The sequence below is a fragment of the uncultured Sphingomonas sp. genome, from assembly GCF_964237335.1.
In the GTDB taxonomy this organism is placed as follows: domain Bacteria; phylum Pseudomonadota; class Alphaproteobacteria; order Sphingomonadales; family Sphingomonadaceae; genus Sphingomonas.
In genome coordinates this window covers 25,231-39,798 of the sequence record NZ_CAXSHM010000006.1, presented here as the reverse complement: position 1 = coordinate 39,798, position 14,568 = coordinate 25,231, and the positions used below count along the sequence as shown (strand labels likewise).

General features: G+C 70.0%; 13 protein-coding genes. 3 read left to right on the top strand and 10 right to left on the bottom strand.

Features of this window, described 5'->3' with window-relative positions:
* Positions 1–111 precede the first annotated feature (111 nt).
* Both ACFE65_RS05035 and ACFE65_RS05030 read left to right on the top strand, forming a co-directional pair.
* Complete coding sequence (locus ACFE65_RS05035; protein ID WP_375381252.1) at positions 112–801, top strand: L,D-transpeptidase family protein; 690 nt, start codon at positions 112–114, stop codon at positions 799–801.
* A gap of 77 nt (positions 802–878) precedes the next feature.
* Positions 879–2,027 carry an SET domain-containing protein gene (locus ACFE65_RS05030; protein WP_375381251.1) on the top strand — a complete coding sequence of 383 codons (1,149 nt, stop codon included), beginning with the start codon at positions 879–881 and terminating at the stop codon, positions 2,025–2,027.
* Positions 2,028–2,030: 3 nt separating this feature from the next.
* Here the strand turns inward: ACFE65_RS05030 and ACFE65_RS05025 are convergent, their stop codons facing one another.
* The 3 genes from ACFE65_RS05025 to ACFE65_RS05015 form a co-directional block, all read right to left on the bottom strand.
* Positions 2,031–3,929, bottom strand: a complete 1,899-nt coding sequence (locus ACFE65_RS05025; RefSeq protein ID WP_375381250.1) for a CHASE4 domain-containing protein — start codon at positions 3,927–3,929, stop codon at positions 2,031–2,033.
* Entirely contained in the window at positions 3,929–5,812 is a 1,884-nt protein-coding gene (locus ACFE65_RS05020; RefSeq protein ID WP_375381249.1) for a putative bifunctional diguanylate cyclase/phosphodiesterase, read from the bottom strand. Before ACFE65_RS05020 ends, ACFE65_RS05025 begins: the two co-directional genes overlap by 1 nt.
* Positions 5,813–5,884: 72 nt before the next feature.
* A complete protein-coding gene (locus tag ACFE65_RS05015) occupies positions 5,885–6,793 on the bottom strand; it encodes an ROK family protein (RefSeq protein ID WP_375381248.1) in 909 nt (302 codons plus the stop codon).
* A 188-nt stretch (positions 6,794–6,981) separates the two neighbouring features.
* Here ACFE65_RS05015 and ACFE65_RS05010 point away from each other — a divergent pair, with 188 nt between their 5' ends.
* Positions 6,982–8,076, top strand: coding sequence for a radical SAM protein (locus ACFE65_RS05010; protein WP_375381247.1), 1,095 nt, complete (start codon positions 6,982–6,984; stop codon positions 8,074–8,076).
* Between the two features lie 7 nt (positions 8,077–8,083).
* Here ACFE65_RS05010 and kynU read toward each other — a convergent pair whose 3' ends face one another.
* From kynU to ACFE65_RS04975, 7 genes are read right to left on the bottom strand one after another with little or no spacing between them, the layout of a single operon-like run.
* Positions 8,084–9,319, bottom strand: coding sequence for a kynureninase (gene kynU, locus ACFE65_RS05005; protein ID WP_375381246.1), 1,236 nt, complete (start codon positions 9,317–9,319; stop codon positions 8,084–8,086).
* Positions 9,316–10,194 (bottom strand): 3-hydroxyisobutyrate dehydrogenase, encoded by an 879-nt coding sequence (gene mmsB, locus ACFE65_RS05000; protein ID WP_375381245.1) that lies wholly within the window; start codon positions 10,192–10,194, stop codon positions 9,316–9,318. Before mmsB ends, kynU begins: the two co-directional genes overlap by 4 nt.
* Positions 10,195–10,247: 53 nt before the next feature.
* On the bottom strand, positions 10,248–11,318 hold the full coding sequence (locus ACFE65_RS04995) for an enoyl-CoA hydratase/isomerase family protein (RefSeq protein ID WP_375381244.1): 1,071 nt from the start codon (positions 11,316–11,318) through the stop codon (positions 10,248–10,250).
* On the bottom strand, positions 11,315–13,138 hold the full coding sequence (gene glmS, locus ACFE65_RS04990) for a glutamine--fructose-6-phosphate transaminase (isomerizing) (RefSeq protein ID WP_375381243.1): 1,824 nt from the start codon (positions 13,136–13,138) through the stop codon (positions 11,315–11,317). Before glmS ends, ACFE65_RS04995 begins: the two co-directional genes overlap by 4 nt.
* 12 nt (positions 13,139–13,150) lie before the next feature.
* Positions 13,151–13,522 carry a type II toxin-antitoxin system VapC family toxin gene (locus ACFE65_RS04985; protein ID WP_375381242.1) on the bottom strand — a complete coding sequence of 124 codons (372 nt, stop codon included), beginning with the start codon at positions 13,520–13,522 and terminating at the stop codon, positions 13,151–13,153.
* Positions 13,519–13,869: a ribbon-helix-helix protein, CopG family gene (locus ACFE65_RS04980; protein WP_375381241.1), complete on the bottom strand. Its 351-nt coding sequence runs from the start codon at positions 13,867–13,869 to the stop codon at positions 13,519–13,521. The genes ACFE65_RS04985 and ACFE65_RS04980 overlap by 4 nt, the downstream gene beginning before the upstream one ends.
* A 25-nt stretch (positions 13,870–13,894) precedes the next feature.
* Positions 13,895–14,566: an esterase/lipase family protein gene (locus ACFE65_RS04975; RefSeq protein ID WP_375381240.1), complete on the bottom strand. Its 672-nt coding sequence runs from the start codon at positions 14,564–14,566 to the stop codon at positions 13,895–13,897.
* Between the last annotated feature and the right edge of the window lie 2 nt (positions 14,567–14,568).

The window sequence follows — 14,568 nt, the reverse complement described above, 5'->3', positions numbered from 1 at the left end:
GTCGCCTACCCGTTGACGCGGTCGGCATTCTTGCGGTCCGACGTTGGTGGCGCGGCTGTCCGGCACCAACAACACTGCTGCGCGTTGAGCGGCACAGGCAGGGGAGCCACAATGATGCGATCGTTCGTCCGAACCACGGGCCTTGGTGCCCTCGCGATGGTCGCCATGCCGGCGTACGCCGCGGTGGCACAGCCGCTGACCACGACAGCGGCCGCTTTGGGCGCCGGCCAGTTCGCCTGGGGCGTCAGTCCCACGCGCGGCAAGCCGGTCACCATCGTCGTCAGCCTCCCGCTGCAGCAGCTGTTCGTATATCGCGGCGACGCGCTGATCGCGGTATCGGCCGTTTCGACGGGCTCGCCCGGGCATGAGACCCCGACCGGCGAGTTCACGATCCTGCAGAAGGACGTGGACCACCGTTCGAACAAATACAGCGACGCGCCGATGCCCTACATGGAGCGGCTGACGTGGGACGGGATCGCGATCCACGGCGGCCGCGATCCGGGTCATCCCGCATCCCACGGCTGTGTGCGCGTCCCGCTCGCCTTTGCGCGCCAGCTCTATGCGATCACCTCGATGGGCGCCCACGTCGCGATCATAGACGATGCGAGTGCGCCGGGGCTGCCGATCGACTACGCGTCCAATCTCGATGCGGCCAAGTCCACCGCGAGGGCAGCGGCCATCGACCCGGAGACAGAGGCGACGCGCGCGGCGAACCTGGGCGCCGTTCCGGCGGCGGCGCCGTCGGTCGTTCCGGCTCCTTCTCCCACGCAAGACCCTGTCCCGGGAGACTCAAAGCAGTAATTAGGCACCACGCACCGGCGATGGACGAGCCGGCCACGACGGGCTAACACCGGTTAACCACGTCGAGGCGGGGAGTGATGACCGTCGATCCCTGGTTCCTGGGTGCACTCATCGCCGGGCTTGGCGGCTACCTCGTCTACGCGCGGGCGTTACAGACCGGTTCGGTGGTCCCGAGCCGCGCCTCGTGGCTCATCTGGAGCGCCACCACCGCCGTGGAAGCTGCCACCTATGCCGCGGTCAATCCGGTCGCACCGCAGCGCTGGCTGTTCGTCGCCGGCGCGCTGGCCTGTGTCCTCGTCACCGCGGCGATCTGGGTGCGGGCGCGCTGGTCCGCCCTGTCGGCGGGTGATCTCGCGTGCGTCCTGTCGTGCCTCGGCGCGATCATGCTGTGGCTCGCCTTCGATCAGGCCTACTGGGCGCACATGCTGGTCATCTTCGCGGTACCGGTCAGCTTCTGGCCGACCTGGCGGGGCGCGGTGGCCGATCCCGACCATGAGCGGTCGTCCGCCTGGAGCTGGTGGACGATCGGGGACGCCGCGACGCTGGCCGTCGCCCTTCGCGCGCCGAGCGGCGGCACGGGCCTGGCGCAGGCGGCGGGCGTTTACGGCTATCTAGCGGTCGAGCTCGCCTGTCACGCCGCCGTATGGCTGATCGTGCTGCGGCCGGTCGGACGCCCGTTCGGCTGGACGCGGGCGCGGCCGAGGATCGTCCGCGGCCTGGGGGGCGCGGAGCTGTTCCGGATCGGCGAGACACATCTCGGCAAGGCGGTTCACGCAGCCCGCGCTTTTCGTGAAGGCGAGGTGCTTACCCGCTTCTCGGGCCCGCGGGTGGCCGCGAGCCGCGTGCCCACCCGCCTGGTCGGCCGCCGCGACCGGTTCGTGCAGGTGAGCGCCGACCAGTATATGGGTCCATCCGGCGCGATCGACGACCTCATCAATCACAGCTGCGCGCCCAATGCGGGTCTCCGGTTCGGCGAGGCCGGCGTCTTCCTGATCGCGATCCGCGACATCGCGGTGGGCGAGGAGATCGCCTGGGACTATTCCACGACATTGACCGATCGCAGCTGGCAGATGGTCTGCGCGTGCGGCGCGTCCGACTGCCGGGGCACGATCGGCGCGTTCGAGACGCTGTCGCCCGAGCGACAGGAATGGTTCCGCGCGCGCAACCTCGTCGCGCCCTATCTGCGTCGTCGCGACCGGATCTGGCGCCGCGACCGCGCGGCCTGACCCTTAGGCGGCCAGGGCGTGCTCCTGCGCCGGCGCGGCGCGCAACGTCAGGATCGCCGTCGCGCCGCAGCCGCGCCCCTCGCTCTCCAGCCGCAGCGACCCTTCCATCGCGACCATCGAATTGGCGCACCAGTGAAGCCCGAGCCCGCCCGACTTGTGCGGCCGGGTCGAGAACCCGCGCTGGAACAACGTGCGGCCGACCTCCGGATCGAAGCCTTCGCCCGAATCGTGGATGGCGACCTCGATCGTCTCGCCGGCCGCTTGGCTGACCGACACCGCGATCGTCCCCTGCCCCGCGCCGCCGGCGACGATCGCCTCGGCCGCGTTGGAGAACAGGTTGCCGATCACCTGGCTCAGGATCACGCGGTTGGCGAGCACCGGGCACGGCAGCGCGGGAAAGGTGAAGCCGATCGCGCCGTCGCCGCCGCCCACGCCGGCATAGCGCGCGATGTTGGCGTTGCGCGAGACCAGTTCGACGATGTCGCACCGCTCCAGGCTGGGCCGTTCGTGCGCCTGGCGCTGCTGCTGGCCGATGATCTCCAGCACATGCGCCATCGCCTCGCGGCCGACGTGCAGTTCATCGATCTGCGCGGTGCGGGCGGCGCCCTCCGCCTCGATCGCGGCGGCGACGAAGGCGGCGAGCTTGCGGCGGCGCAGGTCGGGCAGGTCGTCGCGCGCCAGCTCGCCGACCGCGCGATCGAGCGTCGCGCGGTCGATCGGCGACGGCTGGGACAGGCCGTGGCTCAGGATCGTGGTGATCGGATTGAGCGCGTTGCGGACGTTGTGCATCACCGCCACCGCGCTTTCGGACCGGCCGAGCGCGAAGCTCTGCACCTCGATCTGCTCGCGCAGGTCGTTCAGCTGGCGCAGCATCGAGTTGAAGCTGCGCCCGAGCGATCCGATCTCGTCGTCACGCCGCTCCCCCTCCACCTCGGCGTCCAGCAGCCCGAGCGATCCCGACTGGCGAACCACCTGCATGTGGCGCTCGACGCGGTGCAGGGGTCTCAGCACCATGTGGGTGATGATCCGGCGCAGCGTCACCAGCACGATCAGCAGCAGCACGGTCGTCCCCGCCACCGCCATCATCAGCATCCGTTGACCCAACAGCGACACGTCGCGCGGGATGACGAACGAGACCGCGGCGACGGCCTGGCCATCGGGCCCGAGGATCGGGACGCCGATCCGCATCGTCGCGCGGCGACGCCCGACCGTCACCGCCGGGCCGGTCGCAACGGGATCGAAGTGTGCGGCGAGCTGAAGCTGGTCGGCGACCTGGGTCGCCGGAAGCTCGCGCGCCATCGCCACCCATCCGCGCGGCGTGCCGCTGCCATCGCTGCGCCGCACCTGCGCCACCGCGACCGCAGCCACCTCACTGCCGAGCTTGAGATAGAAGGAACGCGAATGGCGCGCGCCGAGCCCGTGCGAGAAGTCGATCCGCGAAAGCGCGCCGACAAAGCGCGCGCGGGCGCCGTCGTCCTCGACCGCCGCACTGCCGTCGATCCAGCGCGCGATCACCACGTGCCGATCGGGCGCGAGATAGGCCATGCCGTTGACGCCCAGGTTCGTCATCGCGAGCGGCGAGAAGCTCTCGCGCTCGAACGCCGGCGAGGGGCGCGCCATATAGTCATAGCTGGCGTTCCAGTCGCCATAGTCGCGCACCGCACTCTCGGCCTTGCTGGCGAACTCGGCGAGTACTGCGTGCGTCCGTTCGACATGCGCGTCGACCGAGCGCGCTTCCAGCGTGTTGAAGCTCGGGATGATGAGGCTGGCGAGCAATGCGGTGATGCCCAGCGCGCCGACGATGCCGACGATCGTCAGGATCAGGACGAGCTTGGCGCCCAGCGATCGCGGCCGGCGCAGCGCGCGCGATCCGGCGCGCCATCGCCCGAGGACGGCCGCCATCAGCCGTCGGTTCCGGTGCCGGCCTCGTCGATCGACCCATCCGCCGCGAACCGGCTTGCCGCGATGACGCGCGCCTGCGTCGCAGGCACCGGCCGCGAGAAGTAATAGCCCTGCAGGTGGCTCGCCCCGGCGGCGCGCAGGAGCGCGACCTGCGCCTCCGTCTCAACGCCCTCCGCGATCACGCCGAGCCCGAGCGCCTGGCCCAGATGGATGATCGAATGGACGATCGCCGCCGACTCGCGTTCGCGGCCCATGCCGTCGATGAAGCTCTTGTCGATCTTGAGGCTGTCGAGCGCGAACTTGCGGATGTTGTAGAGGCTGGAATAGCCGGTGCCGAAATCGTCGAGCGCGATGCGGAAGCCCATCTGCCGCAACCGGTACAGCGTCTCCGCCGCACGATCGGCATCGTCGAAGATCGCGGTTTCGGTGATCTCGATCTGGAGCCGTTCGGGCGAGACGCCGGCGCGCTGGACAGCTTCCATGATGTAGCCGACGAAGTTCGATCGCCGGAACTGGCGCGGCGAGAAGTTGACCGACACATATTGCCCCGGCCAGTCGCCCAGCACCGACAGCGCCTCGTGCAGCACCCAATCGCCCAGCTCGTGGATCAGGTTCGACTCCTCCGCGATCGGGATGAAGGTCGCGGGGTTGATCGGCCCATATTCGGTGGTGTGCCAGCGCAGCAGCGCCTCGAACCCGGCGACCTCCAGTCCCTGTCGCGCGACGATCGGCTGGTAGACGAGGCCTAGCTCGCCCCGCTTGATCGCCTGGCCGAGGCCGGTCTCGACGCGGCGGCGGAAGCGAATGCTCTCGTCCATGCTCTCGTCGAACAGCCGAACGACGCCGCGGCCGGCGCGCTTGGCGTCGTTGAGCGCCAGATCGGCGCGGCGCATCAGGTCGACGACGTCGCGGCTGTCGTCGTCGGCGCGGACGACGACGCCCGTCGAGGCGCCGCCCTGGACGGAGTTGCCGAACAGCTTCATCGTTCCCGAACAGGCATGCACCACCCGCTCGCATGCCATCACCGCGGCCTGGTCGCCGGGACTGTCGAACATCAGGCCGAACTCGTCGCCGCCGAGCCTGGCGACCAGCGCGCCGTCCGGAACCGTCGCGACCAGAATCGTGCAGACCTCACGAAGCAACTCGTCGCCGGCAAGATGGCCGAGCGTATCGTTGACGAGCTTGAACCGATCGAGGTCGAGCATCGCGACCGCGAAGGCGCCCGGCCGTCGCACCCGCTCGGCAAGCGCGCGCTGGAAGGCGAGGCGGTTGGGCGCGTCCGTCAGTGGATCGTGCGTGGCGATATGGATGGCGCGGCTCTCGTTTGCGGCGAGTTCCAGTCCCTGTTCCTGCAATTGCGCGACCTGGTCGGCTAGACGGGCGCGCGCGGCGGCGAGTTCGCGGTCCACTTCCCAGCGCTTGCCGAGCGCGGTCGCGGTCTGCACCACTTCGGCGACCTCGAACGGCTTGGCGATGTAGAAGATCTTGTCGGCAGGGCCGGCGGCGCGGCTGATCTCGAGCGGGGAGAAGTCGGAAAAGCCGGTGACGATGACGAGGTTGATCTCAGGGTCGAGCGCGCGGATGCGGCGGGCGGTCTCCTTGCCGTCGATGCCGGGCGGCATGCGCACGTCGATGAACGCGACCGGATAGGGCGTGCCCTCCGCCAGCGCGCGCTCCACCGCCGCGACAGCGTCCAGCCCTTGCATGCAATGGGTCAGCGCGAAATCCGCCGGATCGTCGGGCTGATCGGCCGGGGTGTCATCGTCGCCAAACAGCTCGGCGGCCATCGCCGACAGCGCGCCGACCTCCGCCGGAGCGGGCGCGAAGCTCCGCCGGTAGCTGTCGTGCATGCCCGGCTCGTCGTCCACGATCAGAACACGCATCGTCAATTACCCTCGTCGCCACTTCGCTCGTCGGGACGGGGTACGCGGTACAGGGTTAAGGGTTCGTAAGGGCTAACCCGCCAGCGCGCGGTGGGCGAGGACCAGAGCGCCGAGCGGACCCGCTTGCCCGCCCAACCGCGGCGGGACGACATAGCTATCGAGCTCCGCGAGCTCTGCCGTCACCAGATAGCCGGCGAGGCTGTCGTGCAGCATCCGCCGGACGCGCGGGAACAGGTGCGGCGTGCCCACCATCACCCCGCCGCCGATCACGATCCGGCGCGGCACGCCGGTCAGCACCACCGCGGCGCAGGCCTGAGCGATGGCATGGGCGACGAGGTCCCACGCGGGATCATCAACCGGCAGATCGGGCGCGGGCGTTCCGGTGCGCGCGACGATGGCGGGGCCGGAAGCCAGACCCTCGACGCAGGCGCCGTGGAACGGGCAGATGCCGGGCCAGTCGTCGCCCTTCACGCGGACCGGCCGGAGGTGGCCGAGTTCCTGGTGCGTCATGCCGGCGACGGGCGCGCCGCCCGCGACCAGCCCGACGCCGATGCCGGTCCCAACCGTCATATAGGCATGGTCGGCCAGGCCCATGGCAGCGCCATAGGCCCCCTCGCCAAGCGCCGCCCCGACGACGTCGGTGTGGAAGCCAATGGGTACCCGATAGCGGGCTGCGAGCTGCGGCGCGATCGGGGTGTCCGCCCAGCCCGGCTTGGGCGTGGTGGTGATCGATCCCCAGTCCGACGCGGCGCGATCGACCGACACCGGGCCAAAGCTCGCGATGCCGACCGCGGCGAACCCGCTCCACCGATCGAGCACCGCCTCCAGCGCGGCGAGCGTCTCGCCGGGCGTGGTCGTGGGCACGCGCACCTCGTCCTGGATGTCGTCCGGCCCGGACCCCAGCATGGCGATGCACTTGGTGCCGCCTAGCTCGATCCCGGCGACGACGGGAGGCCGGGAAGCGGGCGATGAGGCGGTCATGGATTAAATCACTCCTCTAGCGTTAGCCTTGCAGATCGTGATGAGCATGGCATCTCCAAACCGTCATCCCAGCGCAAGCTGGGATCTCGTCGTTGCGAGGCCCGACACGCGAGGAGACCCCAGCGTTCGCTGGGGTGACGAAAGGCGGCTGTTCGGATCGTAAGCTCGCCGCGGCTCGTTGCTTCACCATGGCCGATGCCGATCCCCTCCCTCGCCTTACCCCCGCCCGCGCGTGGCGCCCGCGCCGCGTGCTCGTGACCCGCTCGGCGCTCGACTGGGCGCACGGGCGCGGCATTGCGGAACGCGCGGCGGCGGCTGGGATCGACGTCGTCGAGCTGCCGACCGACCGCCTCGCGCTCGCCTTTCCCGACGATCCGCGCCGCGCCTATGCCGAGGCGAAGGCGACGCTGGCGGTGACGGTCGCTCCACCGTCGAAGCGCCGGCTCCAGCCGATCGCGCCAAGCGCCGACTGGCGGGTTGATCTTGCCGAGGGCTGCCCCGCGCATTGTGGCTATTGCTATCTCGCCGGCTCCCTCAAGGGGCCACCGATCACGCGCGCCTATGCCAATCTGCCCGAGATACTGGCGGAGCTGCCGCCCCGGCTGGGCGCGGGCACGATCACCTCGCGCTCGCGCAGCCGCGCCCATGAGGGCACGACGTTCGAGGCATCCTGCTACACCGACCCGCTCGGGATCGAGCCGCTGACGGGATCGCTGTCCGCGCTCGTGGCCTGGTTCGGGCAATGGGAGGCCGACGCGCAGCTTCGCTTCACCAGCAAGTTCGCGGACGTCGCGCCGCTCGTCGGCCTGGATCACGGCGGCCGGACGCGGATGCGCGCGTCGATCAATCCGGTGGCCTATGCGCGGTTCGAGGGCGGGACCGATCCGGTCGCCGCGCGGCTGGCGGCGCTCGCGCGGATGGGCGGGGCCGGCTACAGGCTCGGGCTGACGATCGCGCCGATCATCGCCGCAGCGGGCTGGCGCGAGGCCTATGGCGCGCTGATCGCGGATGCCGCCGCGGCGCTGATGGGCGTGCCCGATACGGCGGACCTGACGGTCGAGCTCATCACGCATCGCTATACCCCGGGGTCGAAGGCGGTGCTGGAGAGCTGGTATCCGGGTTCGCGGCTCGACATGGGCGCCGCGGGCCGGACGGAGAAGCGGACCAAGTTCGGCTCAGTCAAGTTCGTCTACGACGCCGCCGCGATGCGCGAGTTGCGCGCGTTCTTCGAGACGGAGATCGCCGCGCGCCTGCCGCGGGCGCGCATCCTCTACTGGACGTGACGGAACCTCAGGTGACGGCGGCGCGGGTGCGATATTCGGGATGGTCCCACGCGCCCGTCGCCATGACGTCGGCGAGGATGTCGCCGGCGCACCACACGTCCTCGAACGACGTATAGAGCGGCGTGAAGCCCATGCGGAGCACGTCGGGCGCGCGGAAGTCGCCAATCACGCCGCGTGCGATCAGCGCCCGGCAGATCGGATAGGCATCGGGATGCGCGAACGACACATGACTGCCGCGCGCCGCGGGATCGCGCGGGCTGGCGAGCGCGAAGCCGTGGCCGGCGCTGCGCTGCTCGACGCAATCGATCCACAGGGCCGTCAACGCCCGCGACTTAGCGACCAGATCGGCGAAGGACACGTCCTCGAACATCGCGACGCCCTCCTCCAGCGCGGCGAGGCCCAGGATCGACGGCGTGCCGCATTGGAACCGGTCGATGCCCGGCGCGGGCCGATACTCGTCGGTGAAGGCGAACGGCGCGGCATGGCCCATCCAGCCTGAGAGCGGCGAGCGCAGCGTCGCCTGGTGCCGCTCGGCGACGAACAGGAACGCCGGCGCGCCCGGCCCACCGTTGAGGTATTTATACCCGCAGCCGACCGCGAGATCGGCGCCGCACGCGTTCAGCGCCACCGGCACCGCGCCGACCGAGTGGCTGAGGTCCCAGAGTACCAGCGCGCCCGCCGCCTGCGCCGCCCGCGTCAGCGCCGCCATGTCGAGCATGCGGCCGCTCTTGTAGTGGACGTGGGTCAGGACGACGACCGCCGTGTCCTCGTCCACCACCGCCGCGATATCGTCCGCCTGCGCCAGCCGGACGCGTGCGTGCGGCAGCATCGACGCGACCCCGTCAGCGACGTAGAGGTCGGTCGGGAAATTGCCGGCTTCCGACAGGATCGTCATGCGGCCCGGCCGGGCGGCCATCGCGGCGGCGATCAGCTTGAACAGGTTCACCGAGGTCGAGTCCGCCACCACCACCTCGTGCGGTGCAGCGCCGATCAGCGGCGCGATGCGCGCGCCGACCCGGGCAGCGGCGCCGATCCAGTCGTGGACGTTCCAACTGCCGATCAGGTCCCGGCCCCATTGCTCCGCCACCACCGCCGCCACCCGCGCGGGCGTCGCGGCGGGCAGCGCGCCGAGCGAGTTGCCGTCGAGGTAGACGACGCCCGCGGGCAGCGCGAACCGCGCCCGCATCGGGCCGAGCGGATCGGCGGCGTCCAGCGCCCTCGCGTCGGCGAGCGACGGCGTCACGGGCGCAGCGTCTCGATGATGCCCGAGAAGTCTCGCCCGCCATGGCCGGCGGCGACGAACGCCTCGTAAAGCTCCGCCGCGCGCGAACCCATCGGAGTGGTCGCGCCGCAGTCGCCCGCCGCCGCCATCGCGAGCCGCAGGTCCTTCAGCATCAGCGCGGCGGCGAACCCGCCGTCATAGCCCTTGTCCGCCGGCGTCACCGGGCCGACGCCGGGAACGGGGCAATAGCTCGTCATCGACCAGCTCTGCCCCGACGAGACGCTGGCGATGTCGTAGAACGCCTGCGCGTCGAGCCCCAGCCGCTCGGCGAGCGCGAACGCCTCGCACGTCGCGATCATCGTCGCGCCCAGGATCATGTTGTTGCACATCTTCGCCGCCTGGCCGGCGCCGGCGGCGCCTGCGCGGATCACCGACTTGCCCATCGTCGCCAGCACCGGCTGCGCGCGATCGAACGCCTCCCTAGTGCCGCCGACCATGAAGGTGAGCGTGCCCGCCGCCGCCGCCGCGATGCCGCCCGACACCGGCGCGTCCACCGCCGGCAGCCCCGCCTTCGCCGCCAGCTCCGCGACCCGGAGCGCGGTCGCGACGTCGATCGTCGAACAGTCGATCAGCAGCGTGTCGGGCGCGACGCGGCCGACGAGGCTGTCGCGATAGACCTGCTCGACGTGCGTGCCCGCAGGCAGCATGGTGACGACCGCCTCCACGTCGTCGCCCACCGCCGCCGCGCTGGCGCCGGCGGTGCAGCCCGCCGCCACTGCCCTGGCCAGCGCCCCGTCGGACACGTCGAACGCGCGCACGTCGTGCCCGGCGCCCGCGAGCTTCGCCGCCATGCCGCTGCCCATGTTGCCGAGCCCGATGATGCCGATCCGTGCCATGCCGTCCCCTCCCGCGCGCCACCGACGCGCGCCTCGCGTTTAGACGGGCGGCGTCAGGCGGGGTTCCACGCATCCGCCTCGTCCAGCGGGGCGAAGATGCGGTCGATCAGGTGATCGCTCACCGCCCCGGGCGTCGCCGGGTCCCAGCGCGGCGCGTTGTCCTTGTCGACGATCACCGCGCGCACGCCTTCCGCGAAGTCCGGGCGCTGCACCATGTGCGTGGCGACGGCATATTCCTGCCGCATCTCGTCTTCGAACGTCGGCATCGCATGGCCGTCGAGCAGCAGCTTGAGGCTGACCTTCATCGACAGGGGCGAGCGGGTGCGCAGCGTCGCCAGCGTCTTCCGGGCGAAGTCGCCGCCGTCCGCCGCGAGCGCCGCGAGCACCTCCTCCAGATCGTCCGAGGCGAACAGCCGGTCGATGTCGGCGCGGTGATCGAGGATGTCGGCGCCGTCGGGCACCTGCGTCGCGCCGGCAAGGATGATCTCGATTTCACCGGAAGGACGCTCGACAAGCAGTTGCTTTGTCTCGTCCAGCCTGTCGCTCAGGGTGTAGTGGGTCGCCAGGCCGAGTGCGAGGCATTCCGCGCCGTTCAGCCGCGCGCCGGTCAGCGCCAGATACTGCCCGATCCGCCCGGGCAACCGCGACAGATGCCAACCGCCGCCGACGTCGGGGAACAGTCCGATCGCGGTCTCCGGCATCGCCAGCCGCGTGTTCTGCGTCGCGATGCGATGCCGGCACGGCAGCGCCAGGCCGACGCCGCCGCCCATCGTCACCCCGTCCATCACCGCGATCGTCGGCTTGGCATAGGTGAACAGCCGGTGATTGAGCCGATATTCGGTCGCGAAGAACGCCCGCGCCGCCGCTCCGTCGCCCACGCCGGAGGCGGCGAGCATCCGGATGTCGCCGCCCGCGCAAAAACCCCGCGATGTCTTGGGATCGCCGTCTGGCGCAGGCGCATGGTCGATCATTACCGCCGCCACGCCCGGATCGGTCCGCCACCCGTCGAGCGCCGCCAGCATCGCTTCGGCCATCGGCATGGTCAGCGCGTTGAGCGCCTTCGGCCGGTTGAGCCGCAGCCGGCCGACCTGGCCGTCTATGGAGACCAGGACATCCGCACTCATTCCACCGTCACCGACTTGGCGAGGTTGCGCGGCTGGTCGACGTCCGTGCCCTTGGTGACCGCGACATGGTACGCCAGCAACTGCACCGGCACCGCATAGACCAGCGGCGCGATCAGCGGGTGGACCTTGGGCATGGTGATGGTCGCCAGGCAGTTCTCGCCCGCCGCCTGGATGCCATCGTAATCGCTGATGAGGATCACCTTGCCGCCGCGTGCCTGCACCTCCGCCATGTTGCTGATCGTCTTGTCGAACAGCGGCCCGGACGGCGCGATGACGATCACCGGCACATGCTCGTCGATCAGCGCGATCGGACCGTGCTTCATCTCGCCCGCCGCATAACCTTCGGCGTGGATGTAGCTGATTTCCTTCAGTTTCAGCGCGCCCTCCAGCGCCAGCGGATAATCGGTGCCGCGCCCCAGGTACAGCACGTCGCGCGCCGCGGCGACGGTGTGCGCCATCGCCTCGATCGCCTCGTCATAGGCGAGCGCCGCGTTGAGCGCGGCGGGCGCCTCGCTCAGATGGCGCACGATGCCGCGCTCCTCGCCTGCCTTCAGCGTGCCCTTGGCGCGCGCGAGGTTGGCGGCGAGCGCGGCCAGCACCGCGAGCTGGCAGGTGAAGGCCTTGGTCGAGGCGACGCCGATCTCCGGCCCCGCGTGGGTGGGGAGCAGCAGGTCTGCCTCGCGCGCCATCGTGCTGGTCGGCACGTTGACGACGACCGCAATCGTCTGCCGCTCGGCGCGCGCGTGGCGGAGCGCCGCGAGCGTGTCCGCCGTTTCGCCCGACTGCGAGATGAACAGCGCGAGGCCGCCCTCCTCCATCACCGGCGAGCGGTATCGGAACTCGCTCGCCACATCGAGGTCGACGGGCACGCGCGCGAACTGCTCGAACCAGTATTTGGCAACCATGCCGGCGTAGAAGCTCGTTCCACAGGCGACGATCGTCACGCGCCGGATCGTCGACAGGTCGAAGTCCGGGATCGGCAGCGTCACCCGATCCTCCATCCGCTGGAGGTACGAACGCAGCGTCTGCGCGACGACGATCGGCTGCTCGTAGATCTCCTTGAGCATGTAGTGACGATGGTTGCCCTTGGAGATCAGCTCTCCGGTGACGCCCGAGATGGTGATCGCCCGCTCGACGGGGTTGTTCGCGCGGTCGTACACCTGCGCGCCATCGCGGGTGCAGACGACCCAGTCGCCCTCCTCCAGATAGGCGATCCGCTGGGTGAGCGGCGCCAGCGCCAGCGCGTCGGAGCCGAGGTATGTCTCTCCTTCGCCATGGCCGACGACAAGCGGCGAACCCAGCCGCGCGCCGATCAGCAGATCGGGATGCGAGCGGAACAGGATACCGAGCGCGAACGCGCCGTGCAGCCGCGGCAGAACCTCGCGCACCGCATCGGCGGGCGCCGTCCCCGCCTCCACCTTCTCGCTGATCAGATGCGCGACGACTTCGGTGTCGGTCTCGCTGGTGAAGACGCGGCCGCGCGCGATCAGCTCCTCGCGCAGCGGCTTGAAGTTCTCGATGATGCCGTTGTGGACGACCGCAACCTCGTCCGTCGCATGCGGGTGTGCGTTGTTGGTGGTGGGGCCGCCATGCGTTGCCCAGCGGGTGTGCGCGATGCCGGTGGTGCCGGGCAGCGGGTGCGCGGCGAGCTCCTTGGCCAGGTTGACGAGCTTGCCCGACGCGCGCCGCCGCTCGATCGCGCCGCCGTGATCGGTCGCGATCCCGGCCGAGTCATAGCCACGATATTCCAGCCGCCGCAGCCCATCGAGCAGCCGGTCGGCCACGTCCTCCGCGCCCACGATGCCAACAATTCCACACATGGCGCTATCCAGTCAGGGAAGAGAATAAGGAATGCGGACGCCGGCCATGCCCGGCGGGAAATCCTTCGTGTTACGGGTCACTAGCACGCGGTCATGAACCTGCGCTGAGGCCAGTATAACGGCATCAGCCAGTTTTAGTGCCGGCCTGCGCAGGCGCAGTACGGCCGCGTGACGGCTTATCGGGACCGTCACTTCATCAATCGTGAAATCGGCAAAGAAGCCTTCCATCAGGCGACCGTCTTCTGGCCTCACCTTCGACATTACTTCGATCCAGGACACGCGGCTGATCCAGCGTGAGGCCGCCGCCTCCAGTTCGGCCTTCGCGACCTCCAGGCCATTCAGAGAATCGATCAGAATGTTGCTGTCGAACGAGCAGATTGTCACTCGCCCCTCTCGTGCCGCCGACGCTCCTCGACATCCTTCCAATATCGTCGCTCGCGGTCCTCATCCGGGCTGAAAAGGTCCGGGAACTCGGCTCGAACCTCATCGTAGTCATGGTCCCAGGGGCGGGTCCAGCCGGCGCGTTCACGTCGTTGCCAGTCGACCGCGTCCCCGATGTCGGTGCGGTCCTTCCAGATACCGAACGCCCCGGCGATCCCGCTCTTCACCGCTTCCGCGCGATACGCCGTCACGGCATCGCGCACGAGCGCGGCGCGTGACTTCCCTTGCGCAGTCGCCCGCAGGTCGAGCCATCGCACGTCATCGTCGGGAATGTCGACCAGGGTTCTCATGTTGATGCGATATCATCGGGCGATATCATCGTCCAGCCGTTGGTTTTGCCTCCCGATCGAAGAACCCGCGCTCCAGGAACCACATCGCCTGCCGCGCGACCTCGCGGTCGTAGACCATCAACGTGTGGCTGACCGGCAGTTCGAGGTGATCGGCGCCGTCAAGCCGCGTCGCCGCAACCGTTACCTTGCCGTCGTTCGGCCCCGGCAGCAACAGCCGCGGGAAGAGCGGATCGAGCGCGTGGGTGCCAGCGATGATGCCGACGCCATCGGTCGACGCACCGAGCAGCGCCTCGTCGGCAGGTGCCCTCGTCGTGCGCAGGTGCGCCCCGATCGCGCCTAGCACCAGGCGATCAAGCCGGAGCGCCAGCAACAGGTCGGCCCACTCGCTCCCGGCATTGGGCGGCCCCAGCATCACCAGCCGCCCGGTCGGCGATGCGCCGCGCGCGATCAGCGCGCGAGCCACGAGGCCGCCGAGCGAATGGGTGATGAAGTGGACAGGCCGCTCGATCTCGGCAGCGAACGCCTCGACCTGCGGCGCCACCTCGTCGAGGATCGCCCGCATCGATCGCCGATGCCGGTAGCGCGGCACCAGCGTCGCATAACCCTGTCGTGCAGCGGCGCGGGCCAGGCGCCCGAGCGAAGCGCCCCGACGGCCATGACCGTGCAGCAGGACGACGCCTCCTCTGGCGGGCGGCATGG

Coding starts and splice junctions, on each gene's coding strand:
- ACFE65_RS05035 (WP_375381252.1), top strand. CDS start 112: ATGATGCGATCGTTCGTCCGAACCACGGGCCTTGGTGCCCTCGCGATG.
- ACFE65_RS05030 (WP_375381251.1), top strand. CDS start 879: ATGACCGTCGATCCCTGGTTCCTGGGTGCACTCATCGCCGGGCTTGGC.
- ACFE65_RS05025 (WP_375381250.1), bottom strand. CDS start 3,929: ATGGCGGCCGTCCTCGGGCGATGGCGCGCCGGATCGCGCGCGCTGCGC.
- ACFE65_RS05020 (WP_375381249.1), bottom strand. CDS start 5,812: ATGCGTGTTCTGATCGTGGACGACGAGCCGGGCATGCACGACAGCTAC.
- ACFE65_RS05015 (WP_375381248.1), bottom strand. CDS start 6,793: ATGACCGCCTCATCGCCCGCTTCCCGGCCTCCCGTCGTCGCCGGGATC.
- ACFE65_RS05010 (WP_375381247.1), top strand. CDS start 6,982: ATGGCCGATGCCGATCCCCTCCCTCGCCTTACCCCCGCCCGCGCGTGG.
- mmsB (WP_375381245.1), bottom strand. CDS start 10,194: ATGGCACGGATCGGCATCATCGGGCTCGGCAACATGGGCAGCGGCATG.
- ACFE65_RS04995 (WP_375381244.1), bottom strand. CDS start 11,318: ATGAGTGCGGATGTCCTGGTCTCCATAGACGGCCAGGTCGGCCGGCTG.
- glmS (WP_375381243.1), bottom strand. CDS start 13,138: ATGTGTGGAATTGTTGGCATCGTGGGCGCGGAGGACGTGGCCGACCGG.
- ACFE65_RS04980 (WP_375381241.1), bottom strand. CDS start 13,869: ATGAGAACCCTGGTCGACATTCCCGACGATGACGTGCGATGGCTCGAC.
- ACFE65_RS04975 (WP_375381240.1), bottom strand. CDS start 14,566: ATGCCGCCCGCCAGAGGAGGCGTCGTCCTGCTGCACGGTCATGGCCGT.